The sequence below is a fragment of the Microbacterium sp. 1154 genome, assembly GCF_031455375.1.
Lineage (GTDB): Bacteria > Actinomycetota > Actinomycetes > Actinomycetales > Microbacteriaceae > Microbacterium.
This window is the reverse complement of sequence record NZ_JAVDSN010000005.1, coordinates 122,697-148,691: the sequence shown is the minus strand read 5'-3', so window position 1 is coordinate 148,691 and position 25,995 is coordinate 122,697. Positions and strand designations below refer to the sequence as shown.

Genomic DNA, 25,995 nt, shown 5'->3' with positions numbered 1-25,995 from the left:
GTGACCGCCGATCCCGTGACGACACCCGCGACCGCCGACGACTCCGGCGCGTCCACCGGGGCGCCGGCGCGCCGAGGGCGCCCCGGGTACGACCGCGAGGGTCTGCTCACCGTGGCCGTGCAGCTCTTCAACGAGCAGGGATACGACGCGACGAGCGTGTCCGACCTCGCCCGTCGGCTGGGGCTGACCAAATCCGCTCTCTACCACCACTTCTCGTCGAAGGAGGAGCTGCTGTCCGTCGCCCTCGAGGCGGCCCTCGGCGGGCTCGAGGCCGTGCTCGACGAGCCCGGCGCCCGCGAGGGCGCGGCCTCCGACCGCCTCCGCTTCGTGCTCACCGGGGCGACCGACGTGCTCGTGGCCCAGCTCCCCGCGGTCACCCTGCTGTTGCGGGTGCGGGGCAACAGCGAGGTCGAACAGGCGGCCCTCGAACGGCGGCGTCTGTTCGACCACCGCGTCACCGCCCTGGTCGCTCAAGCCCAGGCCGAGGGCGATGTGCGCGACGACGTCGACGCGGCGGTCGCCGCACGCTTGCTCTTCGGCATGATCAACTCGGTCGTGGAGTGGTACCGCCCCGGCGGCGGGGTCGACGGCGACCGTCTGAGTGCAGACATCGTGCGCATCGCCCTCGACGGCCTCCGCACCGCCTGACGCACGCGCGCCACCCCTCCCGCCGCGCCGAGATCACCCGCAATCGTCGAGATCACGCGCTTTCGTCGTGAAAGACGAGTGCGCTCGAGCGTGTCGGGTGATCTCGGCACCCGTGGGCACGGCATCCGGGATCAGGCGTGCAGGTCGACGCCCTTCGTCTCCCTGATCAACGAGACGGCCCCGAGCGAGATGAGCGCGGCGAGCGCGATGTACAGGCCGATCGTCCACGAAGCGCCCGTCGAGCGCAGCAGCGCCTCAGCGATCATCGGCGCGAACGCGCCGCCCATGATGGCGCCGAGCGCGTAGCCGATCGAGACACCCGAGTATCGGACGTTCGCGGGAAACATCTCGGCGTACAGCGCCGCCTGCGGCCCGTACGACAGCCCGAGGCCGAGGGTCATGACGAACAGCGCGACGAAGTACCAGAAGATGTTCGCGGTATCAATGAGGAACCACATCGGAACGGCCCAGATCGCCAGCAGCAGGTAGCCGAGCTGGAACGTGCGGATGCGCCCCAGGCGGTCGGACAGTCGTCCTCCCCACAGGGTGAAGACGAGCCAACCGAAGGATGCCAGGGTCGTCGCGAGCAACACGGTCGGCCGTTCCATCCCCAGAACCGACACCGCGTACGTCGCGAAGAACGCGATGAGCAGGTAGCCGGCGGCGTTATTGCCGATGAAGACGAACGCGGTCAAAGCGACCTCGCGCCAGTTCTTGCGGAACAGCTGCCCGAGGGGCGCGGACGACTCTTTGCGACGACGCACGAGGTCTTCGAAGACCGGGCTCTCCTCCACCGCGCGGCGGATGAGGTAGCCGACGACGATGAGCACGATCGAGAAGAGGAACGGCACGCGCCAGCCCCACGCGAGGAACGCCTCGGCGGACATCGACGAGGTGAGCACCCACAGCGTCGCCGTGGCGAGGATCATGCCCACCGGCACCCCGATCTGCGGGTACGCACCGAAGTACCCACGGCGGTGCACGGGCGCGTGCTCGACCGAGAGCAGCGCCGCGCCACCCCACTCTCCGCCGGCCGAGAAGCCCTGCAGCACCCGCAGCAGGATCAGCAGGACGGGGGCGGCCACTCCGATCGCGGCGTAAGTCGGCAGCACGCCGATGAGCGCGGTCGAGACACCCATCATGATGAGGGTGAGCACGAGCATCTTCTTACGGCCGAGGCGGTCGCCGAGCCACCCGGCGACGACGGCGCCGAGCGGACGGAAGAGGAACGAGATGCCGATCGTGGCGAACGACAGCACCTGGGCGATGGCGGGGTCGCTCTGGGCGAGCGGTGCGAGGAACAGGGGCGCGAGCACAAGCCCGGCCGCCTGCGCGTAGATGAAGAAGTCGTACCACTCGATCGAGGTGCCCACGAGTGTCCCGGCGAGCACGCGCCGTTCCTCCCGTTTCATCCCGGTGGCAGGGGCGGATGCCGAGGTCAGCGAGGCCATGAGAACTCCATTGTTCTGTGGGGCAGGGTGAAGAGGCTCGAGCGACACCGTTACCGACCGAGCGTTCAGTAATAGTGTCAGAGGGGTACGCCCCCGACAAGAGGGCGGCGGAAGGAGCCTCCATGACGCCCTGGACCATCACCCCCGGCGCCCTCGACGAACGTCTCGGGATCACCGTGACCGCGCAGTCCGCGGACCGGGTCTGCGCGTGGATGCCCGTCGAGGGAAACACGCAGTCGCTCGGTCGCCTGCACGGGGGCGCGACGGCCGCGCTCTCCGAGGCCGTGGGGTCGTGGGCGGCCATGATCCACGCCTCCGCCTTCGGCAAGGTGTGCGTCGGCGTCGATCTGAACATCACGCACCACCGCGGGGCCGAGAGCGGCCGCATCCACGCCGAGGCCACGCCCGCCCACCGCGGTCGACGCCTGGCCACCTACGACGTCCGGGTGATCGACGACCAGGACCGCCTGATCGCCACGGCGCGCATCACGAACCTGCTGGTCGATCCCGCCTGAGGTACGGGCACGGTCTCGCGGCATCCGCCGTCTCTGCCATTGTGGATCGCATGAAGAAGATCCGAGGGGTTGCGCCGTCCCCAAGAGGCGCAACCCCTCGCCCGTCGCCGTCAGACCCGAACATCGGACGACGGGCGTATGGGTGCCTTCTCGAAGCCGGAGTCGGCACCCACCCCCGCATATGTCGTGTTCGACGTGCGCCTTTCCTTACACACGGATCCGAAAATCTTTTCTCCCGCACCTCCGTAAGGTTCGCCGGCGCACCGACACAGCCCCGTTACACGCACGAGGAAAGACAGCGGTGACGGACGACGCGGATTTCGTGGCGCTCTTCCGCGAGCACTACAACGCCGTTCGGCGATTCATCGAGCGGCGCGTGTCGGACCGCGATGCCGCCGACGACCTCACGATGGATTGCTTCGAAATCGCCTGGCGCAAGCGCGATCCCCGCGAGCCGTTCGGTTTGCCGTGGCTGTACCGCACCGCGCGGAACCTCATCGCGAACGAGTACCGACGACGAGACCGGGAGGGGGCACTGTGGATGCATATCGAGGACCAGGTGCGCACCCTCTCGAACGAGTCGGAGGGCGAGATGCTCGAGAAACTGATCGACGCGATCCGCGGCCTGTCCGAGAAGGAGCGCGAGATCCTCTGGCTCACGTACTGGGAGGACCTCTCGGCCGCCGAGGTCGGCCTCGTCGTCGGCGCGACCGCCGGGACGGTGTGGACGCGGCTGAACCGCGTGCGGGCCAAGCTCCGCCCCCTCCTGTCCGGAACACCCCTGTCCGTCGAGGAGGTGTTCGATGAGCGACGATGACCTGACCCGCGCGCTGCGCCGGCTGGATCCCGCGCGGACGCCCCTCGACGCACCGATCCCTCTCGACGCCGAGCGTCGGGCTCGCGACTTCGCGCGGAGCGCGCCGCGAACGCGCCGCCGACCCGCGTACGCCGCCTGGGGTTCGGCCGCCGCGGTCGTCGTCCTGGTGCTCGCGATCGTGACCGGAGTCCTATGGATGCCGGGGAACCCGGCATCCGCCCTCACCCCGGAACCCCTCGTGTTCACCTCGATGTCCGAGGACGCGTCGCAGGTGATCGCGCAGGCGCAGGAGCGGTTGACCGACGGGTCGGGCCCCTCCGAACCCGAGCGACGGTCGCTCTCTCTCGGGTGGTACTACAGCGGTTCGCCCGACGAGGCCGAGGCGACGGTGTTCCGTCGCGAGTGGATCGACGTGCGCTGGAATGCAGATCTTTCGGGCTCGGTTGTGACCACTGCCGCCGAAGCGACTAACGCGGCCGGTGACACGGTGCCCGCGGGCGATCCGACGCCGGGAACCGTCGTGGGCGACCTGCAGTTCGTGCAGAACCAGTTCTCGCCGCTCTCCCCCACCGCTCCCGAGCCCACCGCCGAGGCGATGCGGACACTCATCCTCACCTCGACCGGCGCCGGGGATCAGCTCACGGCGGGCGACGCGATGCTCGGCGCTCGGGCGCTCCTGGGCGAGTGGACCCTCACCGGCCCGCAGCAGGCGGCCCTGCTCGAGGTCGTCGATCAGGCCCCCGGACTGCGCGTGGTCGGCACGGCGTTCGACCGGCTCGGTCGTCCGGTCGTCGGTCTCGCGGCGGTGCCGTCCGGACTGACCACCTCCGAGGCGACCCTGCTGCTATCGGCCGACACGGGGCGCATCGTCGGATTCGAGTCGGAACTGCTCGCCGACAACGACAACCTCAAGCTGCCCGCAGGTTCCATCACCGACTACACCCTCTGGGACGTCTCCGACAGAAAGGCACGCACCGAATGACCACGACCGACGAGGTGCACCCCGATATCGCCACGGCTCTCGCCGAGATCCCCGGCGGGGTCGTCATCGATTCGCATCACGCGGAATGGCCCGAGCTCGGCATGACGATAGACGTCCCGTCCGAGCACGAGCGGGCGGTCGGTAGTTGCGCCGACGGCAACGTCTGCGCCTTCAGTGGGGCGAACCTTTTGGGGACGCGAGCGTCGTTCTCGTCCTGCGGCACGTACGCCCCCGGCATCACCGTGCGCTCGATCGCCAACGCGCGGTCGGCGGGGTACCTGCAGGCCCGTTCCTCCTCCGGGTCGGTGCTCGCGACGGCGATCGCGACGTCCTGGGCGAACGTCTCGGGCTCGGTCGCGACGCTCAACTGCGTACCCTGAACCCCGCTCAGCGCCAGGGGCGCTCCGACCGGCGACGCCAGTAGTCAATCGGATCGGTCGCCAGCTCGCCCGAGGTGTCGACCGGTAGCGCCCGCGCGCCTCGGCGCAGGTGCGCGAGAGTGGTCGCTCCGCTCAGCACGATGTCGGCCCACGGCTGCGCCAACGCGGCGCCGAGGGCGAAGACGTCGGACGGCGTCCCGGATGCCAGGGCCTCGAGGCGACTGCCCGATTCGGCGCGGGCGAGCTCGCCGTTGGCGAGGGCCTCTTTGACGACGATCGTCCATCCGGCGTCGTGGGCGGTCTGCAACGCGGGGGCGACCGAGGGCTCGAGAAGGTTCCACGTCGACTGCACCACCGTGAACGGGGAGTCCTCGATCGCGAGAGCGGCGCGGACAACCTCGCCCTGGTGCGGCCCGCTGGTCGATAGGCCGACCCGCACACCGCCGGCTTTCAGCCCGCGCAGCCGGTCGAGCAGTTCGGCGTCGGCCAGCGCCGTGCTCTCCGGCGTCACGGAGTGGACCAGGTAGAGATCCGGGGCCGTTCCCAGAGCTTCCAGCGTCTCGGGCCACTGCCGGTCGAACATGGCGACCGAGTGTTCTTTGCGCTCGTGCACGACGGCATCCATCCTCCACTCCCCGACGTAGGCGTACCCCCACTTCGACCCCACGGTGAGGTGCTCGCGTCGGCCCGGGTGGGTGGCGAGCCACGACCCCAGGAACTCCTCGGCCAGGCCGTACGAGCGGGCGGCGTCGACGTACCGGATGCCGAGTGCCCACGCCTCGTCGAGCAGCAGGTGCGCGCGCTCGCGCATCGCGTCGATCGAGCGGGCGGCGGGGTCGCCCAGGTCGCTGTCGCGCGCGGTCGTGATGTAGGCCGGGCGACCGACGGCGGCGAGGCCGAGACCCAGGCGGGCAGAGGGGGCGTGCATGCCTCGACGCTAACGTCCGCGCGCGCCGCTCGCGTCAGCGTCGCCGGTGTCGATGCACCTCGATGGCACTGAGAGCGATGGCCGATCCCGAAAACACCACCGACACCGCCAGGGCGAGGGTCAGCGCGTGGGCGAAAACGCTCGGATCCCCCGCGGGAGAACCGGGGTCGGTGGCTCCGGCGGCACCCGCGACCGCGAGCGCGAAGGTCGTACCCAGCACCGTCTGTCCGATCGACGACCCCACCCGCTGGGCCGTCTGGACGACGCCCCCGGCGACGCCGCCGCGTCGGGGGTCCACGTCGGCGAGGGTCAGAGTCTGGTTCGGGGTGACGATCGCTCCGCCCGCGACCCCGAGGACGAACAGGGGCAGGCACAGCCGCAGGATGACGCCGATCGGATCGGTCTCCTCGGCTCCGGTCTGCACGAGGAGGCCGAGGAGGACCGTGACGCTCGTGAACACCGCGACCGCGCCGACGAGCAATGGGCGCCCCACGCGGGAGACGAAGCGTCCGGCGACGGGCGCTCCCACCACCGACCCGATGGCGTAGGCCGTGACGCCCAGGCCAGATTGCAGAGCGGTGAAGCCGAGACCGTCCTGGTAGTACAGCGCGAGCACGAGCGGGATGCCGGTGTTGCTGCAGAAGAACACGACGGCGAAGACGACGCCGGTGACGAACGAGCGGACGCGGAAGAGCCGCAGATCCAGCAGCGGGCCGGCATCCGTCCTCGTCAGGCGCGCTTCGTGCCGCACGAGAGCGAAGAGGAATCCCGCGGCGGGGAGGAGCAGCAGCAGCATGACCGGGCCGCCGCTCTGACCCGTCTCGACGATCGGGAACAGCAGGCACAGGACCCCCGCTCCGAGCAGGGCCGCCCCGAGCACGTCGACGCGCCGACCGGATGCCGTCGGCGACGTCTCATCGGCGGGGACCCATCGGCGAGCGAGCAGGACGGCGGCGAGCCCGACCGGCACATTGATGAAGAACACCAGACGCCAGCCGATCTCGGGGCCGCCCGCCGAGATGAGCAGTCCCGCGATCACCGGACCGAGCGCCGTCCCCGCACCGACGGTGAGGCCGAGCCGCCCGAAGGCCCGCCCCCGTTCCCACGCGGGGAAGGTGTTCTGGATGAAGCCCGACACCTGCGGCCCCATCATCCCGCCGAACAGCCCCTGCACGACCCGGGCCGCGATGAGCAGTCCCCCGTTCGGCGCCAGACCGACCGCCGCGCTGGCGGTCACGAACCCGAGCACGGCGATCGTGAAGATGCGCCGCCGCCCCCACTGATCGCCCAACCGCCCGCCGATGACGGGAACGAGGGCGAAGGCGAGCACGTACCCGGTCACGATCCACTGCAGCTCGTTCGAGCCCGCCCCGGTGGACCGCCCGATCGAGGGCAGGGCGACGTTCGTCACGCTGACGTCGAGGAGGGCGGCGAACTGCCCCATGAGCATGACCGACAGCGCGCTCCAGCGCCGGGGATCAGGAGCGGGGGTGGATGCCGTCATGCGACCCCCGCCACCGGCGCGGAGGCCGCGGCGACGCGAGGGATCGGCATGCGCCGAGCCTATGCCCGCCGGCACAAGTCGGGACGCGGACTCAGGAGCGGACCGGGGCGCCCGCGAGCGAGAACTCGGCGTCGAGCGCCGCGATCTCGCGCTCCGCGCCGGCCACCGCCCGCGCACGTCGATCGGCCGGCAGCCACGACGCCTCGAACGACGCCAGCGCCATACGCCGCACCTGCTCCGCCGAGGCACCGATCTGCTCCGACACGATGCCGTACTCGGACGCCAGGGTGGTCGGGAACATCCCCGGATCGTCGGAGCACGGGATGACGTTCAGCCCGGCCTCGAGCATCGCGCCGATGGAGGCGCGGCGCCACGGCCGCCACGAGCGCCTCGAGGTGGTGGATGCCACGGTGAACGCGACCTGTTCGTCTCTCATCCGCGCGACGACGTCGTCGTCCTCGAGCACGTAGTACCCGTGGTCGATGCGATCGCAGCCCAGCACGTCCAGGCACGTGATGGTGTTGGCGGCGGTGGGGGCGTGCTCCGACGAGTGAGCCGTGCGGCCCAGACCCGCCTCGCCGGCGAGCCGGTACGCCTCGGCGAAACGCTCGGGAGGCCCGGCCGTCTCGAGGTTGTCGAGACCGATGCCGGCCACGTACTCGTGCGGATGATCGACCACGCGGCGGACGACCTCGAGGGCCTCCTCGCCGCTGCGGCTGCGATCGATCCCCTGGATCATGAGGCCCGTCATGCCGAAGTCCCGCTCGGCCCGGCGGATGCCCTCCGCATAGGCCTCGACCGCTCCCGCGTACCCGAGGGTCTCGAGATGCGGCGGGAGGGCGTCGAAGAACAGCTCCAGGTGACGGGTGCCGCTGAGGCGGTGGGCATCCTCGAACGCCTCGTAGACGATGCGCGTCAGATCATCGGCATCCCGAAGCACCTCCACGACCCAGTTCGAGACCTGGAACAGCGAGTACGACACCGCGGGTTCGTCGGCACCGCGCTCCTGCGGGACCGGGATGCGAGTGTTCCGGTACAGCGACGGGTCGGGCGGAAGGGAGTTGATGTCGGCGAAGATGCGCTCCGGGTCGGCCGGGAGCGCGAGCGACTCGCGTCGAGCGAGTTCTGCGAACGTCGACGCGCGGACGGTTCCGATCAGGTGGCAGTGCAGATCGGCCTTCGGCAGGCGACGGAGGTACTCGGCGGGGAGAGGTGGTGCGGAGGTCATGGAACCGTTCGTACGTCGAGGGGATGGATGCCCGCCCCGCGCGTCGAGGGCGAGGGCGGGCGGGCGGCCGCCGGAGCGGGGGGAACTCCGACGGCCGGTCAGGGGGTCAGCGGGACGAGACCTCGCGAGCGAAGCGTTCGACCCACTGCGCGCGGTTCGGGAGGATCTGCGCCGGGTCGAGCGTGGAGTAGCCCGCGGCGACGGGGTCGGCGGCAATGTCACCGACGACGGAGGTGATCGCCTCCGGGATCTCGGCGTCGGGCGCGACCGGGAGGTCGCCGACGATCTTCGCCGAGGCGCTCTGCGCTTCGGCCGAGAGCAGGTAGTCGATGAAGGCGTACGCCCCCTCGACGTTCGGCGCCCCCTCGGGGATCATGGCGCGGTTCGTGGCCATGTAGCGGCCCTTCGCCGGAGCGGTCCAGGCGACGGGCTCGCCCGAGGCGATGAGGGTGGTCGCGAAGCCGCTGAGCGCGTCGGCGGCGACGATCTCGCCCTGCGTCAGCAGGTTCGTCACCTCGGTCGACGAGGAGTAGAACTGCAGGATGCCGGGAGCCCACTCGCCGAGCGTCTTGTAGGCCGAGTCGACGTCGTACGGTCCGCTTCCGAACGCGTCGGCGACGCCCGAGACGGCCAGCTGCCCCGCCGTCACGGAGATGTCGGGGAAGGCCAGGCGGCCGCTGAGGGCCGGGTCGGCGTAGAGCGACCAGTCGGCGGCCTGAGCGGCCGTGACTTCGTCGGTGTTGTAGAGCGTGCCGTTCAGCTGATAGCTGTAGGCCGGTCCGTCGAAGCCCTCCTCGGTCGCGAAGTCGGCGATCGTCGCGAGGTTCGGGACGTTCGAGTCGTCGAACGACTGGAACAGGTTCTTCTCCTGCCCGGAGGCGGCGAAGGTGTCGGAGATCAGCATGACGTCGATCCCCGGGTCGCCGGCGGCGAGCTGCAACTGCGACAGACGGTCGGCGTTGCTGCCGGTCTCGACCTCGACCTTGATGCCGGTCTTGGCGGTGAAGGGGTCGATGACCGCTTCTTGGAACTGCTCGACCCCGAAGGGGAAGGTGCTGACGACGATCGTGTCGCTCGCGCCGGCGTCACTCGAACCGGCCGAGGAGCAGCCGGAGACGACCAGGGCGGTGGCGACGAAGACGGTCGAGGCCGCGAGGATGCGGCGCGTGGGGGTGCGGGTCATGCGAGGTCCTCTCGAACGGCGGGTGGGGATCCCGCCTGCTGTGGGGTGGATCGTCGGGTGGATCGGTGAAGGCTCGCCTCAGGCGGCGAGACGGATGAGGCGGGATTCGGATGCCGACACGGTGACGCGCTCGCCGGGGCGCGCGGTGACCTCGTCGTCGCGGACGTCGGCGACCAGTCGCACGGTCGTGCCCTGCGCATCGACGGTCTCGACCGTGACCAGACGATCGACGCCGCGATAGGCGACGTCGGCCACCACACCGTCGAGGTGGAGCCCGCCGACCGCGGGGGCGGAGCCCACCGCCAGGTGCTCAGGACGGACCGTGAGAAGAGAACCGTCGGCCGCGGTGAGGAAGTTCTCGTACCCGAGGAACTCCGCGACGAAGCGGTTCGCGGGAGCGCTGAACACGTCGACGGGGGCGCCCTCCTGCATGATCTTCCCGGCGCGCATGAGCACCATGCGATCCGACATCTCGAGGGCCTCGTCCTGATCGTGGGTGACCAGGACGACGGTGAGGCCCGTCTCGGCCTGGATACGGCGGATCTCGGCGCGCATCTGCACGCGGAGTCGGGCGTCGAGGTTCGAGAGCGGCTCGTCGAGGAGCAGGAGCGTGGGCGTGATCGCGATCGCACGGGCGAGGGCGACGCGCTGCTGCTGTCCGCCGGAGAGCTTCTTCGGCCGGCTCGCGGCGAGATGCCCGAGGCCCACCAGGTCGAGGGCCTCGGCGACGCGGCGGGTGCGCTCGGCCGTGGGGACCTTGCGGAGCTTGAGCCCGTATCCGACGTTCTCGGCGACGCTCATGTGAGGGAAGAGGGCGTACGACTGGAACACCATGCCCAGTCCCCGCTTCTCGGGCGGCATGCGCGTGGCATCCGTTCCCGCGATCATGATGCGTCCGGCGGTGGGCTGGGTGTACCCCGCGAGCATGCGCAGCGACGTGGTCTTGCCGCATCCGCTCGGTCCGAGCAAGGTGGTCAGCTGCCCCGTGGGGATCGCGAGGTCGATGTCGTCGACCGCCGTGAAGTCGCCGAAGCGCTGGGTGACCCCGACGAATTCTGCTGCAGTGGTCATCGGTTGATCCCTCCGAAGATGCGGGCGAAGCCGACCGTGCGCTCGGCGATGACGGCCACGACGACCGTGCCCGCGAGGATGATGGTGCTGGTCGCGGCGACCATCGGGTCGTAGCTCTGCTGGACGTAGTCGAGCATCGTGACCGGGAGCGTGCGGAACTCGCGGCTCTGGAGCAGCAGGGACAGCGGCACGTTGTTGAACGAGGTGACGAAGCTGAGCAGCCCCGCCGAGAAGATGCCCGGGCGCAGCAGCGGCAGGGTGACGCTGAAGAAGGCACGGATGGGCGAGGCTCCCAGACCGCGGGCGGCTTCCTCGACGCTGGGATCGGCCAGTGCCAGCGACGCGCCCGTGACGCGCACCGCGTAGGGCAACATGAGGACCGTGTGCCCGATGAGCAGCACCGGGAAGTTGTCGAGGCGCAGACCGATGATGAGCTGCTGGTAGAGCGCCAGACCCACCACGAGCTCGGGAACGATCAGGGGCGAGAGGAACAGCCCCTCGACGATGCCCTTGCCGGGGAGTCGGCCGCGGTGGATGGCGAGGGTGACCGGGACGCCGATGGCCAGCGCCAGGAGCGTGGCCAGCAGGGCGAGTTCGAGGCTCGACACGAGTGCCGACACGAAGGGGCGGTACGCGAAGGCGGCTTCGAACCAGCGGAGCGAGAAGCCCTCGGGCGGGAAGCGGAGCGAACGCCCCCCGGTGAACGCGGTGGCCACCACGAACAGGATCGGCACGATCATCACGACGTAGCCGGCGACGGCGAGGGATGCCGCGACGGGGCGCGAAGTCTTCACGAGGTGGCCCCCCGCCGTCCGACGACGGCCGACAGTCCCGAGACCGCGAAGACCAGGACCGTCATGATGATCGCGGTCGCGCTCGCGGCAGCCCAGTCGATGCTGACGCTCGAGTACGAGAAGAGCTGGGTCGAGAGCATCCGCTGGCTGGATCCGCCCAGCAGGTACGGCGTCGTGTACGCCGTGACGCTCCCCGCGAAGACGAGGGTCGCCGCGACCACCATGCCGGGTGCCGACAGGGGGACGACGATGCCCCAGAACGTGCGAGTGCGTCCGGCACCGAGTCCTCGGGCGGCGTCGTCGAGGCCCGGGTCGACCTGGGCGACGGCGGAGTAGCAGGAGATCACGGCGAGCGGCAGGAAGAGCTGAGTGAGACCCAGCACGATCGCGAGCTCGGTGTAGAGCAGCTGGGGCGCCTTCTCGACGATGCCGAGCCCGACGAGGAGCTGCCCGACCGCACCGTTCGAGCCGAGGAGCACGAGCCACCCGAACGTGCGCACGACGTTGCTCAGCAGCAGGGGGAAGATCGCCAGCGCCAACAGGACCCCCGCCCACCGAGAGGTGGACCGGGCCAGCAGGTAGGCGATGGGGAAGCCCAGCACGATGCAGACGACCGTGACGATGAGCCCGAGCCCGACGGTCCGGCCGATGATCGCGAGATCGTAGGGGTCGGTGAGCATGCTCCCGAGCCGCGCGAAGATGTCGAGCGGGCTGACTCCGGGAGGGGCGAAGAGCATCGCCACCGAGGGGATGAGGAATCCCACCAGCAGCAGCGCCAGCCCGGGCAGGGCGAGCAGTCCGGTGCGGCGTGAGAGCACGGGCGGACTCCGTTCGGGTGGGGAATGACAACCGGTTGCGCAACCGGTTGCTTCCACCGTAGGGGTCCACCGGTGCCTCACGCGACCATCCGTGTAAACAGCGTGTTAAACGCGAGACGGGCGTCGGCGCAACCGGTTGTCGCCCCTCAGTAGGATGAACCGACCGTGCGCGAGGTTCGCGCCGACCGGAGGGGGCGCCGTGACGACGTTGGCCGATGTCGCGGCACGGGCGGGGGTCGCGAAGTCCACCGCCTCACGCGCCCTGAGCCGCCCCGACCTCGTCGCACCCGACACCGTCGCGCGCGTTCGCGCGGCCGCCGTCGACCTGGGCTTCGTGCCCAACCGCGCCGCGAGCCACCTCGCGCGCGGCAACAGCGGCATCGTCGCCCTCGTCGTCCCCACCCTCGACAACGCGTTCTTCACCCCCATCATCGCCGGTGCCCAGGCGCGGGCCCGCGAGTCCGACCTGCAGCTCACGGTCGCGGTACACCCCCTCGACACCGACGACGACCTGCTCGATCTCGCGCGCCTCGCGCGACAGGTCGACGGCTGCATCGTGGTCGCGCCGCGCGCGCTGGACGACGTCGTTCGCTCGATCGGGACGTTCGGTCCGACCGTGCTCGTCGACCGCGAGGTCGAGGGGATGACCTCGATCGTGGCCGACACCGCGCGCGCGTTCGCCGATCTCGCCCGCCGCTTCGCCGACGCGGGCCACCGGTCGATCGCCTACCTGGGCGGTCCCGAAGGGTCGTGGCAAGACGCTCAGCGCAGCGCCGCCATCTCGAGCGCCGTGACCCATCGCGTCGACCTCACGCAGCTCGGCCCCTTCCCCGCGACGTTCGCCGCGGGCGTGGCCGCCGCAGACGCCGTGGTCGCCTCGGGTGCCACCGCCGTCGTCCCCTACGCCACCTCGATCGGACTCGGCCTGGTCTTCGCCCTGCGCGCCCGCGGAGTCGCCTGCCCCGGCGAGGTCGTCGTGAGCGCGGAGCGCCTCGTGGCCGAGGCGATCGGCGCCGACGAGGTGCCCGCCATCGACGTCGACGGCGACGAGCTGGGTCGAGAGGCGATGGGCGCTCTCGTCACCCTCCTGACCTCGGGGATCGACACCGCCGAGCGGCGCCGCCTCGACGTGCGCGTGCACTGGCCAGAGCCGGCCGAGATCTGAAACGGGAGCGGACTGGTGTGCGCCCCGGGAACACCGAGGCGGAAACCGCGGTTGTCTCCCCCACGACGACGAGCGGGACGGCCATGACCTACAGAGACCCCTACGACGACACGGCGCAGCCGATCTGCCCCTCGTGCGGGGTGACGATGCACCCTCTGCTCGAACAGGGCGGCGGTGCCGATGAATGCCGCGAGTGCGGCTTCCAGCTGGAGTGGACGTGCCCGGCGCCGACCCGCGACGACGACGATCGCCCTCGGGACCGCTGGGCCGACGAGTCGTAGAGCTGGGGCTACTTCAGCGCCGCGGAGCTGGTCGCGTCATCCAAGAGGGCGGCGACGCTCTGCTGAAGCTCGAGCCCCAGGCCGGCGAGCGCCGCCTCGAAGGCGTCGTCGAAGCGGGTGAGGCACTTCCAGGGATCGGTGGCCAGGTCGACCATCGCGAAGACGTGGATCACCCGTCGGTCGTCGGGGTCGACCTCGCGGCGCAGAACGTCTCGACTCACGAGCCGGTCGACGATGGTCGTAACCCCTGCCGCCGTGACCCCGAGATGACGCCCGAGGTCGGAGGGGCGGACGCCCGGGTTGCGTGCGGCGTGGAGGATCGCGGCGACGTCGACATCGTTCAACCCCATGATGCGGCGCGCCTCCGTCAGGCACCTCGCCCTCTCGAACAGATACCGCGTGAGTGCCGTCGAAATGGGTGAGGTGTGGTGAGCTGGTGCAGTCATCGGCTGTGCCGTATCGATTCGTTTCGGGTCACGCGTCCATTCAGACGCGCGACTTCACGGTAACCGGCGCGGCGCGGGCGCACGGCTCACCCCGGCACTGTTGACAAAGAGGCAGCAACCGTGTTTCAGCGCTCGCGCCCGGACGGGCAGGGCGGCCAGCACCCGACCGCCCGGACCTGGAGGAACAGCGAGACGTCGACGCCCCGGCATCTCGCCTTCCGGAGCGACGCCGGGGGCGTCGTCGCCGGCGGCGGTCGCCGTCAGTCGTGCGATGCCAGTCGGGTCAGCCGCGTACGTCCGGGCACGCTGGTGTAGTCGACGAGGTACACGTGCTGTCCGGGTTGGAGCCGGGCGATGAGGTCGGGAAGAGACGCCCCGGAGAGGAAGTCATCCTCCGAGATCGATCGCGGCGGATCACCGGCGATGAGAAAGATGGGTGCGCCCCTCGACGCCGTCGATCCCGTGAAGAGTCGTCATGAAGAGAATCTTCGCGCCCCGCGACCGATGCGACGACCTCTTCGCCTATTTCCCGGCGACGACGAGACGGCGGCGGGGCGAAGATCTCCGCGCTCGACGGCGTCCGGGCCCGTGAAACGACTCACCATCTCCACCAAGTGGGTCACATGATGCGGTTGCCAGGTCGAACATGCCGGGGTTACCGTTCCTGTACAGAATGCGAAGGCGCGCGAGACGCGTCGACGCCACGATGAATCACTGACATTCACGCTCTCGCGATGACACATCACCGCGAAAGGGCGCTATGACGGAACGCGTGGATGCGGCGGTGCGTCGGATACTCCGCGATGACCCGACCATCGACGTCCGATACACCTTCGCATTACGGCCAGAAAGCTTCCATCAGGGCACCGGCATTCTCTTCCTCCACCCCTGCCACGAGGTGGTCGTCGCCGAGTCACGCGCCCAGTCCCGGGGGACGATGAGCGCCGCTCCGAGGGTGGCGGTCTGCGAACTGTGCGGCCACGCACGGGTTGGGCTGCGACCCGGGACGTTCGCTCGTGTGACCGGGCAGACTCTTCCCGGCCGCCGACACAGCGCCGCAACGTGCGCCACCTTCGAATACGACGGGACTCCGTCCATGCACCGCCACTTCTGCCGCTGTTCGGGACCCGCCCACCAGACGCGTCTCGTGGGCCGAGAGGATGCGATCGAAGCCAGCGCGCCCTCCTGGTGAACGCTTCGGCCCCGCCAACGCCGCGCGGATCGGCCCGGGACGTGCCGAGGCGCATTCCGGTTGTCGTCGACGAGCGGGCGGAGCGACCCACGCCGCGAGGCGACCGCCCGGAGGACCCGTGTGCGCCGTAAAGAAAAGCCCCGGCGGAAACCGGGGCTGATCAGAGATTCTGGTAGCGGGAGCGGGGCTTGAACCCGCGACCTCACGATTATGAGTCGTGCGCTCTCACCAACTGAGCTACCCCGCCGCACGGCATCCTGCATGCAGATGAGGATGCTTGAGCCCCGAGTCAGGATTGAACTGACGACCCCTTCCTTACCATGGAAGTGCTCTGCCACTGAGCTATCGGGGCGTACCCGGATCGCTCCGGGCAACTAGAAGAGAATATCAGACCGGGACACTCTCTTACGAATCGAGGGTCAGCCGCCGGCGTGCTGACGCAGCCACGCGATCGGGTCGATCGGGGTGGTGCCGTTCTGGAGGATCTCGACGTGCGTGTGGGCGCCGAACGAGCGACCCGTGTTGCCGGTGCGGCCGAGGAACTGGCCGACGTGGACCTTCTCCCCCGGGGTGACCTGGAGCGAGCCGTACTGCATGTGGCCGTACCGGCTCGAGACGAGCTGTCCGTCGATGACGTGGTCGATCAGGACCGTGACGCCGAAGGCGCCACCCTGCTCGGTCGCGATACGGACGGTGCCGTCGGCGATCGCCTGAACAGGCGAACCCTCGCCGGGCACGAAGTCGGCGCCCTCGTGGAAACCGCCGTCGCGCATGCCGAAGCCGTACGAGATCGACACACCGACCGCGAACGGCCACTGGATCGGCGACGTCGGATTGTTCGTGTAGAAATTCGTGGGGTACTTGATGCCCGAGTCGACGGCCATCTTGGTGTACGTGGTCGCGGTGTAGCCGTCGGCACGGTCGACCACCGCAGCCTGAGACTGGGCGGGGGCCACGTAGGCCTGGATCGCACCGTCGGACGAGGCGACGTCTCCGCCGACCGCGAGACGCGTGGTGGCGGTGTCGGCGGCCGGGGCGGTGATGCTGTCGGTGCCGCTCGCCGAGGCGATGGCGCTGACGGGCATGGTCATGCCGACGGTGAGGAGCCCGACGACGCCCATGACGCCGACCGAGAACGAGGTCGCCGCGATCCGGCGGACGTTGCGGCGCGTCCGGGGGGCCGCCGCGGCGGGCAGTCCCTCGGAGACGGGCTCGGGTGCGGGAGCGACGGGAGCCGCCTTCTGCGTGGGCGTCTCGCCGGTGAACGAGAACAGGCGCGCTGCGGTGGCGAACTCGTCGGCGACGGCGTCGCCCGCGGTGTTCGAGGCGGCGGCGGGCTGTTCGACGACGGGCGTCGACGTCTGGGCGCCAACGGACTCGGTTGCAGCGACACCGGCCTCGACGGCGGCCGGCGCCTCGTCGACCGTGGAGTCGAGGATGACCGACGCCTGAGGGCGGCGGCGCGAGCGACGGCTCACCGGAAGCGTGATGGGCGAGGTCGGCAGCGACACCGGGGTGGTCGCGACGGCGCCGTCCGCACTCTGCAGGATGACCGCGACGTCGTCCGAACGACGCTGCTCGTCGACGACGGTGACCTCGAGGGCGTCGGAGGCCGTGGCATCCGGGGTCTTCTCGGGGGCAACCGCGGCGGCATCGCGAGGCGGAAGCGTGGGCTCGATGGTCGCGGCGATGACGGTTCCGACGACGGCGGCGGCGACGCTCTCGATCAGCTCGGGCTGAGAGGCGGCGTCGGCGTCGACCGGTGCGGGATCGGCGGCCTTCTGCTCGGACGCGGCTGCGTCGAGCGTCGCGACGGGGTTTTCGCTCGCGGCGAGACGGCGCATCTCGGCTCGGGTCAGCCGGGGGGTCGTCTCGGGAGCGGGCGTGGAGAGGGGGCGACGAGACCGTCGGGTGACGGCGGGCTCAGTCTCAGAGGCTTCTGACGGCAACGCGGAAGGGCTCTCGTGTCGTGTCGCGTGGAGCGACGGCTTCGGGCTGTGGGGCTTGGCCATCTCCGCAGGTTCGGGTTGCGGAAGATAACGAACTGGTAAACACACTACCCCGGCTGGTCTGGGAAAGCCATGGGCGCGACCCTTGTCACCGCTCGTAATCGAGGAGCGGCTCGAGACGGCGGTAGAAGTCGGGGCCCGCGGCGATCACCATGCCGTTGCCCGGGCGCCCGCCGGGCGCGCCCCCGACGATTCCGCCCGCTTCGGCGACCAGCAGAGAGCCGGCGGCGTGGTCCCACGGCTGGGTGCCGCGCTCGTAATACGCGTCGACGCGTCCGGCGGCCACCGATGCCAGATCGAGGGACGCCGCGCCGATGCGGCGCACGTCGCGGGCGATGGGCATGACGCGCGAGAGCTGGGCCAGCGCGGGGCCGTGCGTCTCGGGGTTGTAGCCGAAGCCCGTGGCGACGAGCCCTCCGGCGGGGCCGACTTCGCCGACCGACAGTCGCTGGTCGCCGAGCCAGGCTCCCCCGCCGCGCGAGGCCCGGAAGAGCTCGCCGGTCACGGGGTTGAAGACGGCCCCGGCGAGCGCGGTCCACGAGGCGGTCTCGGCGGTGCCCTCGACAGCGGCGATGCTGACGGCCCAGGCCGGGATGCCGTAGGCGTAGTTGACGGTGCCGTCGATGGGGTCGACGACCCAGGTGATGCCGCTCGTCCCCTCTTCTGCCCCGGATTCCTCGCCGAAGAAGCCGTCGTCCGGCCGCTCTCGCGCGAGCTCGCCGCGGATGAAGGCCTCGACCTCGCGGTCGGCGGCGGTGACGATGTCGGCGGCGGCCGACTTGGTCGCGGCGACCGTCACGCCCTCGCGGCGACGACGGTGGGCGAGTTCCCCTGCCTCTCGGGCGATGCGCGTGGCGATCTCGAGCAGGTCGGCTGCGGAAGTCATGGCATCCAGGCTACGTGCGCCACCCCCTGCGGCGAATTCGTCGCCGTCGTTAGCGTGGGCTCATGACCGCTTCGGATTCTCGCCGGTACGACGTCGTCATCGTGGGGGGCGGGCACAACGCCCTCGTCTCCGCGGCCTATCTCGCCCGGGCGGGGCGCCGCGTGGTGGTGATCGAGAGATCGGATGCCGTGGGTGGCGCCGCCGTGTCGGAGCGCCCGTGGGCGGGGGTCGATGCACGCCTGTCGCGCTACTCGTACCTCGTGAGCCTGCTGCCGCAGCGGATCATCGACGACCTGGGTCTGCGTCTCGAGCTGCGCCGCCGCCGGTACTCCTCGTACACGCCCGACCCGGCCGACCCCACGCGCGGCATCCTCGTCGACACCCAGGATGCCGAGGCGACGGCCGCCTCGTTCGCGCGCGCTCTGGGCGCGGACGGCGCCGACGAGGCCTCGCGTTTCGCGGCATTCGGTGAGCGTCTCGCGCCGTTGGCCCGAGCGGTCTTCCCGACGATGACCGAACCGCTGCCCACGGCCGACGACCTGCGTGAGCGCGTGGACGATGACGAGCTGTGGGAGGCCCTCACCACCCGCCCGCTCGGCGACCTGCTGCGCTCCTCCCTGGCCAGCGACCTGGTCCGCGGTATCGCCCTCACCGACGGACTCATCGGCACCTTCGCCTCCTCGGACGACCCCTCGCTCGCCCAGAACCGCTGCTTCCTCTATCACGTGATCGGTGGAGGGACCGGGGACTGGGACGTCCCCGTGGGCGGTATGGGCGCGGTCACCGCCGAGCTCGAACGAGCGGCCCGCGCGGCGGGGGCCGAGATCGTCACGGGCGTCGAGGTCATCTCGATCTCGCCCGACGGCGACGTGCACACGATGACCGACCGCTCCGAGGTGTTCCACGGCGACCTCGTGCTCAGCGGCGTCGGCCGCGCGGTGCTCGATCGATTGCTCGCGGCGGGCGGCGCCGCCACGACCGGCGCCGACGAGCCGGAGGGCGCGCAGGTGAAGGTCAACATGCTGCTGTCGCGCCTGCCCCGCCTGCGCGACGAGACCGTGACCCCCGAGGCCGCCTTCGCCGGCACGTTCCACGTCAACGAGACCATGACCCAGTTGGATGCCGCTCATGCGGCGGCATCCGGAGGGCTCGTCCCGGAGCCTCTCCCGGTCGAGATCTACTGCCACTCGCTCACCGACCCGTCGATCCTCGGCGAGGAGTTGCGCGCGTCGGGGGCGCAGACGCTCACGATGTTCGGGCTGCAGGTGCCGCACCGGCTCGTCGGCGACGCCGACCCGGTCGCCGCGGGAGCGCGTCTGCTCGCCGCCGCCCAGGCGTCGCTCGAGTCGGTCCTCGCAGAGCCCCTGCGCGACTGCATCCTGCGCGCGTTCGACGGACGGCTCTGCATCGAGGCCCGCACGACGAGGGACCTCGAAGACTCGCTCAATATGGTCGGCGGCGACATCTTCCACGGTGCCCTGTCGTGGCCGTGGCTGTCGGCGCCCGCCGACTCCCCCGCCGCACGCTGGGGCGTGTCGACCCCGCACGCACGGATCCTGCTGTGCGGATCGAGCGCGCAACGCGGCGGAGCGGTCAGCGGGATCGGGGGCCAGAACGCGGCGATGGCCGCGTTGGAGATCCTCGGTCGGTAGGCCGGGCCGCGGCATTCCGACCGTCCTGCGGATGCGGGGCGCGACACACCGCCCCGTCCTCACCGCCCGGGGCGTGTCGCCGCCGAACTCCGCGCGACGGCCCGCGTCCGTGAGCTCACCCCCGCGGCACGGGCTCGTCGGCGAGCGCGCCGCCCATCACCCCGATGATCTGACCGACGGCACCCATCAGCGCCGTCGTCGACGGCTCGGCGTAGCCGAAGACGATCCCCGGGGGCAGGTCGGCGACGGTGTCCCGCACCGCGTACGCCGACAGGGGCGACACCAAGATGCCGCGCGCGGCGAGCGCGTCGACGATCGCCTGCTCGGCCGCCGGTGGGGCGTCGTCGAGGAGGACGACCGCGTGGAGCCCCCCGTCGGTGGCGGTCAATGTCACACCGTCCACCTCGGCGAAGGCGTCGAGCAGCAGACGGCGACGGTGGCGGTAGTCGCGTCGGCGCCGCGCGGTGTGGCGCGCGAGCGCTCCCTCGCCGAGGTACAGCGCCAGGGCACGCTGCTGCACCTGCGAGACCGGCGGGTCGAGGTCGGCGCGGGCATCGGCCAGGCGTTCGCGCAGGTCACCGCTCGACACGATCCAGCCGCAGCGCAGCGCCGGGCTCAGCACCTTCGACAGGCTCCCGATCAGCACCACACGGTCCGGATCGATCAGGCGCAGCGGCGGCAGGGGCGCGCGACCGTGCGGGAATTCGCTGTCGTAGTCGTCTTCGATCACCACACTCCCCGATCGCGCGGCTCAGGCCAGCAGCCGCGCACGGTCGGCGGCGTCGAGCCGGCTGCCCAGGGGGTAATGGTGATGGGGCGTGACGATCATCGCGTCGAGGTCGCGATGGGTGTCGAGGGCGTCGAGATCGAGACCGCTCCCCGCCCGCACGGGAACCGGCACGGCTTCCATACCCAGTCGGCGGAGGATGCGGCGCACGCGCGGGTAGCCCGGGTCCTCAATCCCCACTCTCAGGGGGCCGCCCCTGCGGCGCGGGGTGAGCGCGAGCAGCGTCACGAGCATCGCCTCGCTCGTTCCCGCGGTCACGATGACCTCGTCGGGGGCGACGTCGAGCCCGCGCGTTCGACCGAGGTGCCGGGCGATCTCGGTCCGTAACGCCGCGTCCCCGAGCACGTCGTCGACTCCGGGGGCGGGGTCTGCGGCGCTCGCCCGTCGCCACGCGGAGCGCCAGGCGGCATCGGCGATCCCGGCGGTGTGCGGGCGGCCGGGGCGAAGATCCACCCCGGTGTCGCGCGGGGGCGCGAGAGGGCGACGCGGCGGTGATTCCCGCGATGCGGCGCCGGCGATCTCGGCCACGGCGGTCCCGCCCCCGGGGCGGGTCACGAGGTACCCCTCCCCCGCGAGGATCTCGTAGGCGGCGACCGCGGTGCCGCGCGCGATCCCCAGGTCGGCGGCGAGGGCTCGCGTCGAGGGGACCCCCTCTCCCCCGCCCACCCGCCCGGCCAGGATCGCCGCACGCAGGTTGTGGGCGAGTTGCTCGTGCAGGGGTACGGCGGAGGTGCGATCCAGGATGCCGGCGGAGATCATGCCTCGGATTCTGTCACTGGTCTACAACAGTGCGCGAAAAGCGGACTACGCCCTGGACCATGTCTTCGCGTGGACTGAAGACATGACAGACCTCCCCCTCACGCCCCTCACCCGCGTGCGCCGCGGCGCGCACCACCAGCGCACCGACCGCGCGGCCCTGTACGACGTGATCGATACCGCCCTCTACGCCACCCTCGCGATCGTCCGCGACGACCGTCCGGTCGCCCTTCCCGTGGGCATCGGCCGCGACGGCGACGACCTGCTCGTCCACGGTTCGACCGGCAGCGACTTCTTCCGCCGCATCGCCGCGGGTGCGCCCGTCAGCCTCACGATCACGCACCTCATGGGCCTGAAGTACGCGCGCTCGCTCTTCGACAGCTCGATGCGGTACCGCTGCGCGGTGGTGCACGCCGTGGCATCCCTCGTCCCTCCCGAAGAGAAGGAAGCGGCCCTGCTCACCCTGTCGGAGCACCTCATGCCGGGGCGCAGTGACGACGTGCGCCCGATGACCGCGAGAGAGATCGCGGCGACGATGGTGCTGCGCGTGCCCCTGGCCGAGGCGAGCGTGAAGGACAATGCCGGCTCGCTCGTCGAGGTCGACGACGACGGCGAGGACCGGTCGGTGTGGGCGGGCATGCTGCCGCTGCGCGTCGTCGCCGGCGACCCGATCACGTCGGCGCAGACGACGGCGGGCGTTCCGGTCCCCGAATCCGTGCGCAGAGCGGCCGCGCGAGTCGCGACGTCGGGGACGGCGTAGCGGTCGCCCGGATTCCCGACAGGCGTGTCGTGTGCGTCGGCGTGCGGACTCCGGCCCCCACACGCCGGCCCGCACCACCCCGACCCGGCGCGTCACCGCCGGTCTCCGCCGCACGGGACGCCCACGGCGGCCCAGGCCGGGCCCAGGGAAAAGGCGGGGCCGCCCCCAAGGAACGGCCCCGCCTGCGAAACGGTCAGCCCACCAGGGGCGGCACCTCGTACCGGCGCGGCGTGCCGAAGCGGTGCGCCGTGATCGACACGGCCTGCTCCCGCAGGAACGGCAGCAGCTCGACGTGTCCGGCTCGGGTGACCTCTCCGGCATACACCGCGACCGAGGGCGATCCGTCCGTGGCCTCGGCGACGGCGAGGGCCGAGCCGCCCAGCAGGCGCACGCGCCCACCGCTGCGGGCCAGGCGAGCCGCACGGCGACCCCAGTCGGCGGCGTCCTCGACGGCGGCACGGACGCCCACTCCCTCGAGCCACGCGCGAACGGCGGGCGACAGCTCGCGCGCGGCGCTGACGGTCACGGTCGACCCGGCGCGCACCCCCGCCGCGACGACGCGTACGAGCGCGGCCTCCGACGCGTCCTCGACGCGCACGGTGACCGGCACCGCGGCGTAGCGCAGCACGTTCTGCTCCGACTCCAGTCCCGTCACATCGCGAGCGAGCGAGAACTCCTCAGCCCACGCGGCGGCGTCGCTCGAGAGGGCGGATGCCAGCCACTCGCGGTCTCCGGCGGGGGCGGCCGCCAGCGCGGGGGCGGCGAGGGCGTCCGGCCGCGAAGAGGCCGACGTCTCGGCATCCGTCCACGCCCCGAAGCCGAACAGGTAGTGCGGTCCGCCGGCCTTGGTGCCCGCGCCGACGGCGGACTTCTTCCAGCCGCCGAAGGGCTGGCGCTGCACGATCGCACCGGTCGTTCCGCGGTTGACGTAGACGTTGCCGGCCTCGATGCGCGAGAGCCACTGCTGGATCTCGGCCTCGTCGAGAGCGTGCAGGCCCGAGGTGAGGCCGTACTCGATCGCGTTGACGATCTCGATCGCCTCGTCGAGGGTCTCGGCGGTCATGATGCCGAGCACCGGCCCGAAGTACTCGGTGCGGTGGAAGGCGCTGCCGGGCTGCACGCCCTCGCGGATGCCGGGACGCCACAGCATCCCCTCGTCGTCGAGCTTCTGCGGCTCGACCACCCAGCGCTGGCCGGGCTCGAGGGTCGTGAGGGCGGTGAGCAGCTTGCCCTGGGCGGGCTCGATGAGCGGTCCGATGCGCGAGGCCTCGTCCCACGGCATCCCGACCTCGAGGGAGGTCACGGCGTCGACGAGCTGATCGCGGAAGCGGCGCGAGCGCGCGACCGATCCGACGAGCACGACGAGGGATGCCGCCGAGCACTTCTGCCCCGCGTGACCGAAGGCCGACATCGCCACGTCCTTGGCCGCGAGGTCGAGGTCGGCGCTGGGGGTGACGATCACGGCGTTCTTGCCGCTCGTCTCGGCGAGCAGCGGCAGGTCGGGGCGGAACGAGCGGAAGAGCTCCGCCGTCTCGTAGGCGCCGGTGAGCACGACCCGCTCGACGGCGGGGTGCGTGAGCAGCTGGCGACCGAGGTCGTTCTCGGACACCTGCACGAGCTTGAGCACCTCGCGCGGCACACCCGCCTCCCACAGCGCCTCGACCATGACGGCGCCGGAGCGCTCGGCGAGGGCCGCGGGCTTGATGACCACGGCGGAACCCGCGGCGAGGGCGGCGAGGGTCGAGCCCGCGGGGATCGCGACGGGGAAGTTCCACGGCGGGGTGACCACGGTCACACGCGCCGGGGTGAAGGTCGCCCCGTCGACGGTCTCGAGCGTCCGCGCCTGCTCGGCGTAGTAGTGGGCGAAGTCGATCGCCTCGGACACCTCGGGGTCGCTCTGCTCGATGACCTTGCCGCACTCGACGCCCATGACCTCGAGCAGGTCGACGCGGTGCTTCTCGAGGGCGTCTCCGGCGCGGTGGAGGATCTCGGCGCGCTTCGCGGCTCCGAGCGCGCGCCAGTCGGCGGCGGCCGTCGCGGCATCCTGGATCAGCGCGTTCAGCGCGGCTTCGTCCGTGACCGTGTGGTCGGCGATGGTCTGCTCTCCCAGAGCCGACCCCTCCATGCGCGCCACGATCGCGCGCGACCACTCGCGGTTCGCCTCGATCGCGGGATCCGAGTCGGGGGTGTTGCGGAAGCCGTGCGTCGGCGCAGGTGCCGCGGGGGCTGTGCGGTCCTGCACGCGATTCGACGCGGGCACGCCCTCGGGCATGTCGGCGAGGGATGCCAGGAAGCGGTCGCGCTCGCGAGCGAACAGCGCCGCGTGGGTGTCGAGGTCGAACACCGCCGACATGAAGTTCTCGCTCGAGGCGCCCTCTTCAAGACGGCGGATGAGGTACGCGATGGCGACGTCGAACTCCTGCGGGTGCACGACGGGCGTGTAGAGCAGGATTGAGCCGACCGTGCGGCGGACGACCGCCTGCTGCGCGGTGGCCATGCCGAGGAGCATCTCGACGTCGATCCCGCCGGTCACCCCGCGGCGCTCGGCGAGCAGCCAGGCAAGAGCGACGTCGAAGAGGTTGTGTCCGGCGACGCCGATCCGCACGTTCTTCGTGTGCTCGGGGCGCAGGGCGTAGTCGAGCACCGCCTTGTACGAAGCGTCGGTCGCCTGCTTCGAGGGCCAGGTGGCGAGCGGCCAGTCGTGCACATCGGCATCCACCCGCTCCATCGGAAGGTTCGCGCCCTTGACGACGCGCACCTTGATGGGGGCGCCCCCGGATGCCACCCGCGCGGCGGTCCATTCCTGCAGGCGGATCATCGCGGCGAGGGCGTCGGGCAGGTAGGCCTGCAGCACGATGCCCGCCTCGACGCCGTGGAACTCCTGCTCCGAGAGCAGCGTCTCGAAGACGGCGAGGGTGAGGTCGAGGTCCTTGAACTCCTCCATGTCGAGGTTCAAGAAGGTGCCGGTCTCTTTGGCCACGCGATACAGCGGCCGAAGCGCGGCGACGGCGTCGGCGACGGCGGCGTCGAAGGCCCACGGCGTGTGGGGGGCGACGGTGGACGAGACCTTGATCGAGACGTAGTCGACGTCGTCGCGCGAGAGGAGCTTGCGGGTGCCGGCCAGGCGACGCGCGGCCTCTTTCTTGCCGAGGATGGCCTCGCCGAGCAGGTTCACGTTGAGACGGATGCCGTCTCCCCGGCCGCGGATCGAGGTGATGGCCTCGCCGAGCTTGCGGTCGGTGGCGTCGACGATGAGGTGGCGCACCATCGAGCGCAGGGCCGTGCGGGCGGCCGGGACGACGACCTGCGGGAGGATCGGCGCGGCGAAGGCGCCGACGCGGATCGCGGCCTTGAGGTGCAGCGGAAGGAAGCTCGGGATGAGCGGGGTGAGAGCGGCGAGGTTGCGCGCGGCGACGCGCACGTCTTCGGGGCGCACGACGCCGTCGACGAACCCGACGGTGAAGTCGAGGCCGTGCGGGTCGCGCAGCACGCCCGCGAGCCGCTGGGCGGCGGCGTCGACGGGCTCGTCGCGGCTCTCGGCGAGCCACTGGCGCACGAGGGCGATCGCCTCGTCGGCGAGGTCGTGGGCAGAGACGAGCGCGGCGGGGGTGGTGCCGGACGTGGTGTCGGGGACTTCGGTGAGCGACATGGCGATCCTTCCTCGGATGCTCTCAGTGTGAGGCTGGCGTCCATTCGAGAAAAGCGATGAATCCTGATGCATACTGATCGATGAAGCCGAAGG

21 protein-coding genes, 2 tRNA genes and 1 pseudogene are annotated in these 25,995 nt (G+C 71.0%); 9 read left to right on the top strand and 15 right to left on the bottom strand.

All coding sequences use genetic code 11. From position 1 onward, the window contains the following. Positions 1-648 (top strand): TetR/AcrR family transcriptional regulator, encoded by a 648-nt coding sequence (locus J2X55_RS15295; protein ID WP_309824450.1) that lies wholly within the window; start codon positions 1-3, stop codon positions 646-648. 131 nt (positions 649-779) lie between these two features. Here J2X55_RS15295 and J2X55_RS15290 read toward each other — a convergent pair whose 3' ends face one another. Next, on the bottom strand, positions 780-2,099 hold the full coding sequence (locus tag J2X55_RS15290) for an MFS transporter (RefSeq protein WP_309824449.1): 1,320 nt from the start codon (positions 2,097-2,099) through the stop codon (positions 780-782). Positions 2,100-2,221: 122 nt separating this feature from the next. Here J2X55_RS15290 and J2X55_RS15285 point away from each other — a divergent pair, with 122 nt between their 5' ends. The 4 genes from J2X55_RS15285 to J2X55_RS15270 all read left to right on the top strand — a co-directional run bounded on the left by J2X55_RS15285 (position 2,222) and on the right by J2X55_RS15270 (position 4,793). Beyond that, positions 2,222-2,614 (top strand): PaaI family thioesterase, encoded by a 393-nt coding sequence (locus tag J2X55_RS15285; protein WP_309824447.1) that lies wholly within the window; start codon positions 2,222-2,224, stop codon positions 2,612-2,614. Positions 2,615-2,915: 301 nt separating this feature from the next. Further along, positions 2,916-3,431 carry a sigma-70 family RNA polymerase sigma factor gene (locus J2X55_RS15280; RefSeq protein ID WP_309824444.1) on the top strand — a complete coding sequence of 172 codons (516 nt, stop codon included), beginning with the start codon at positions 2,916-2,918 and terminating at the stop codon, positions 3,429-3,431. Next, a complete protein-coding gene (locus J2X55_RS15275; RefSeq protein WP_115919565.1) occupies positions 3,418-4,413 on the top strand; it encodes a hypothetical protein in 996 nt (331 codons plus the stop codon). The genes J2X55_RS15280 and J2X55_RS15275 overlap by 14 nt, the downstream gene beginning before the upstream one ends. Continuing rightward, on the top strand, positions 4,410-4,793 hold the full coding sequence (locus tag J2X55_RS15270; RefSeq protein WP_115919567.1) for a hypothetical protein: 384 nt from the start codon (positions 4,410-4,412) through the stop codon (positions 4,791-4,793). The genes J2X55_RS15275 and J2X55_RS15270 overlap by 4 nt, the downstream gene beginning before the upstream one ends. Before the next feature lie 7 nt (positions 4,794-4,800). Here J2X55_RS15270 and J2X55_RS15265 read toward each other — a convergent pair whose 3' ends face one another. The 7 genes from J2X55_RS15265 to J2X55_RS15235 form a co-directional block, all read right to left on the bottom strand. After that, on the bottom strand, positions 4,801-5,721 hold the full coding sequence (locus J2X55_RS15265; RefSeq protein ID WP_309824442.1) for an aldo/keto reductase: 921 nt from the start codon (positions 5,719-5,721) through the stop codon (positions 4,801-4,803). Between the two features lie 34 nt (positions 5,722-5,755). Further along, complete coding sequence (locus J2X55_RS15260; protein WP_309824440.1) at positions 5,756-7,225, bottom strand: MFS transporter; 1,470 nt, start codon at positions 7,223-7,225, stop codon at positions 5,756-5,758. Between the two features lie 91 nt (positions 7,226-7,316). Next, positions 7,317-8,453, bottom strand: coding sequence for a hypothetical protein (locus tag J2X55_RS15255; protein WP_309824438.1), 1,137 nt, complete (start codon positions 8,451-8,453; stop codon positions 7,317-7,319). Between the two features lie 106 nt (positions 8,454-8,559). Then, positions 8,560-9,636, bottom strand: coding sequence for an ABC transporter substrate-binding protein (locus tag J2X55_RS15250; protein ID WP_309824436.1), 1,077 nt, complete (start codon positions 9,634-9,636; stop codon positions 8,560-8,562). 78 nt (positions 9,637-9,714) lie between these two features. After that, on the bottom strand, positions 9,715-10,707 hold the full coding sequence (locus tag J2X55_RS15245; protein ID WP_115919579.1) for an ABC transporter ATP-binding protein: 993 nt from the start codon (positions 10,705-10,707) through the stop codon (positions 9,715-9,717). Then, positions 10,704-11,501, bottom strand: a complete 798-nt coding sequence (locus J2X55_RS15240; RefSeq protein WP_309824434.1) for an ABC transporter permease — start codon at positions 11,499-11,501, stop codon at positions 10,704-10,706. The genes J2X55_RS15245 and J2X55_RS15240 overlap by 4 nt, the downstream gene beginning before the upstream one ends. Next, positions 11,498-12,319 (bottom strand): ABC transporter permease, encoded by an 822-nt coding sequence (locus J2X55_RS15235; RefSeq protein WP_115919583.1) that lies wholly within the window; start codon positions 12,317-12,319, stop codon positions 11,498-11,500. The genes J2X55_RS15240 and J2X55_RS15235 overlap by 4 nt, the downstream gene beginning before the upstream one ends. Positions 12,320-12,518: 199 nt before the next feature. On the opposite strand from J2X55_RS15235, the gene J2X55_RS15230 reads away from it, so the two are divergent. Both J2X55_RS15230 and J2X55_RS15225 read left to right on the top strand, forming a co-directional pair. Beyond that, entirely contained in the window at positions 12,519-13,484 is a 966-nt protein-coding gene (locus J2X55_RS15230) for a LacI family DNA-binding transcriptional regulator (RefSeq protein ID WP_309824431.1), read from the top strand. Between the two features lie 83 nt (positions 13,485-13,567). Further along, entirely contained in the window at positions 13,568-13,765 is a 198-nt protein-coding gene (locus J2X55_RS15225) for a zf-TFIIB domain-containing protein (protein ID WP_115919587.1), read from the top strand. Between the two features lie 8 nt (positions 13,766-13,773). On the opposite strand, the gene J2X55_RS15220 is transcribed toward J2X55_RS15225, so the two are convergent. The 5 genes from J2X55_RS15220 to J2X55_RS15200 form a co-directional block, all read right to left on the bottom strand. Then, complete coding sequence (locus J2X55_RS15220; protein ID WP_181906516.1) at positions 13,774-14,115, bottom strand: MarR family transcriptional regulator; 342 nt, start codon at positions 14,113-14,115, stop codon at positions 13,774-13,776. A 1,458-nt stretch (positions 14,116-15,573) separates the two neighbouring features. Next, a tRNA-Met gene (locus tag J2X55_RS15215) sits at positions 15,574-15,650 on the bottom strand. A gap of 33 nt (positions 15,651-15,683) precedes the next feature. Beyond that, positions 15,684-15,755 (bottom strand) — tRNA-Thr (locus J2X55_RS15210). A 67-nt stretch (positions 15,756-15,822) separates the two neighbouring features. Continuing rightward, positions 15,823-17,247, bottom strand: a complete 1,425-nt coding sequence (locus J2X55_RS15205; RefSeq protein ID WP_309824428.1) for a peptidoglycan DD-metalloendopeptidase family protein — start codon at positions 17,245-17,247, stop codon at positions 15,823-15,825. A gap of 253 nt (positions 17,248-17,500) precedes the next feature. Continuing rightward, positions 17,501-18,298 carry an inositol monophosphatase family protein gene (locus tag J2X55_RS15200; protein WP_115919595.1) on the bottom strand — a complete coding sequence of 266 codons (798 nt, stop codon included), beginning with the start codon at positions 18,296-18,298 and terminating at the stop codon, positions 17,501-17,503. 62 nt (positions 18,299-18,360) lie between these two features. Here J2X55_RS15200 and J2X55_RS15195 point away from each other — a divergent pair, with 62 nt between their 5' ends. Beyond that, positions 18,361-19,950: an NAD(P)/FAD-dependent oxidoreductase gene (locus J2X55_RS15195; protein ID WP_309824425.1), complete on the top strand. Its 1,590-nt coding sequence runs from the start codon at positions 18,361-18,363 to the stop codon at positions 19,948-19,950. Positions 19,951-20,065: 115 nt separating this feature from the next. Here the strand turns inward: J2X55_RS15195 and J2X55_RS15190 are convergent. Continuing rightward, positions 20,066-21,496: pseudogene (locus tag J2X55_RS15190) on the bottom strand (PLP-dependent aminotransferase family protein). A gap of 82 nt (positions 21,497-21,578) precedes the next feature. Between J2X55_RS15190 and J2X55_RS15185 the strand changes: the two are divergent. Beyond that, positions 21,579-22,253, top strand: coding sequence for a pyridoxamine 5'-phosphate oxidase family protein (locus J2X55_RS15185; RefSeq protein WP_115919601.1), 675 nt, complete (start codon positions 21,579-21,581; stop codon positions 22,251-22,253). Between the two features lie 193 nt (positions 22,254-22,446). Here the strand turns inward: J2X55_RS15185 and J2X55_RS15180 are convergent, their stop codons facing one another. Next, complete coding sequence (locus tag J2X55_RS15180) at positions 22,447-25,902, bottom strand: bifunctional proline dehydrogenase/L-glutamate gamma-semialdehyde dehydrogenase (protein ID WP_309824423.1); 3,456 nt, start codon at positions 25,900-25,902, stop codon at positions 22,447-22,449. Positions 25,903-25,995: the final 93 nt, after the last annotated feature.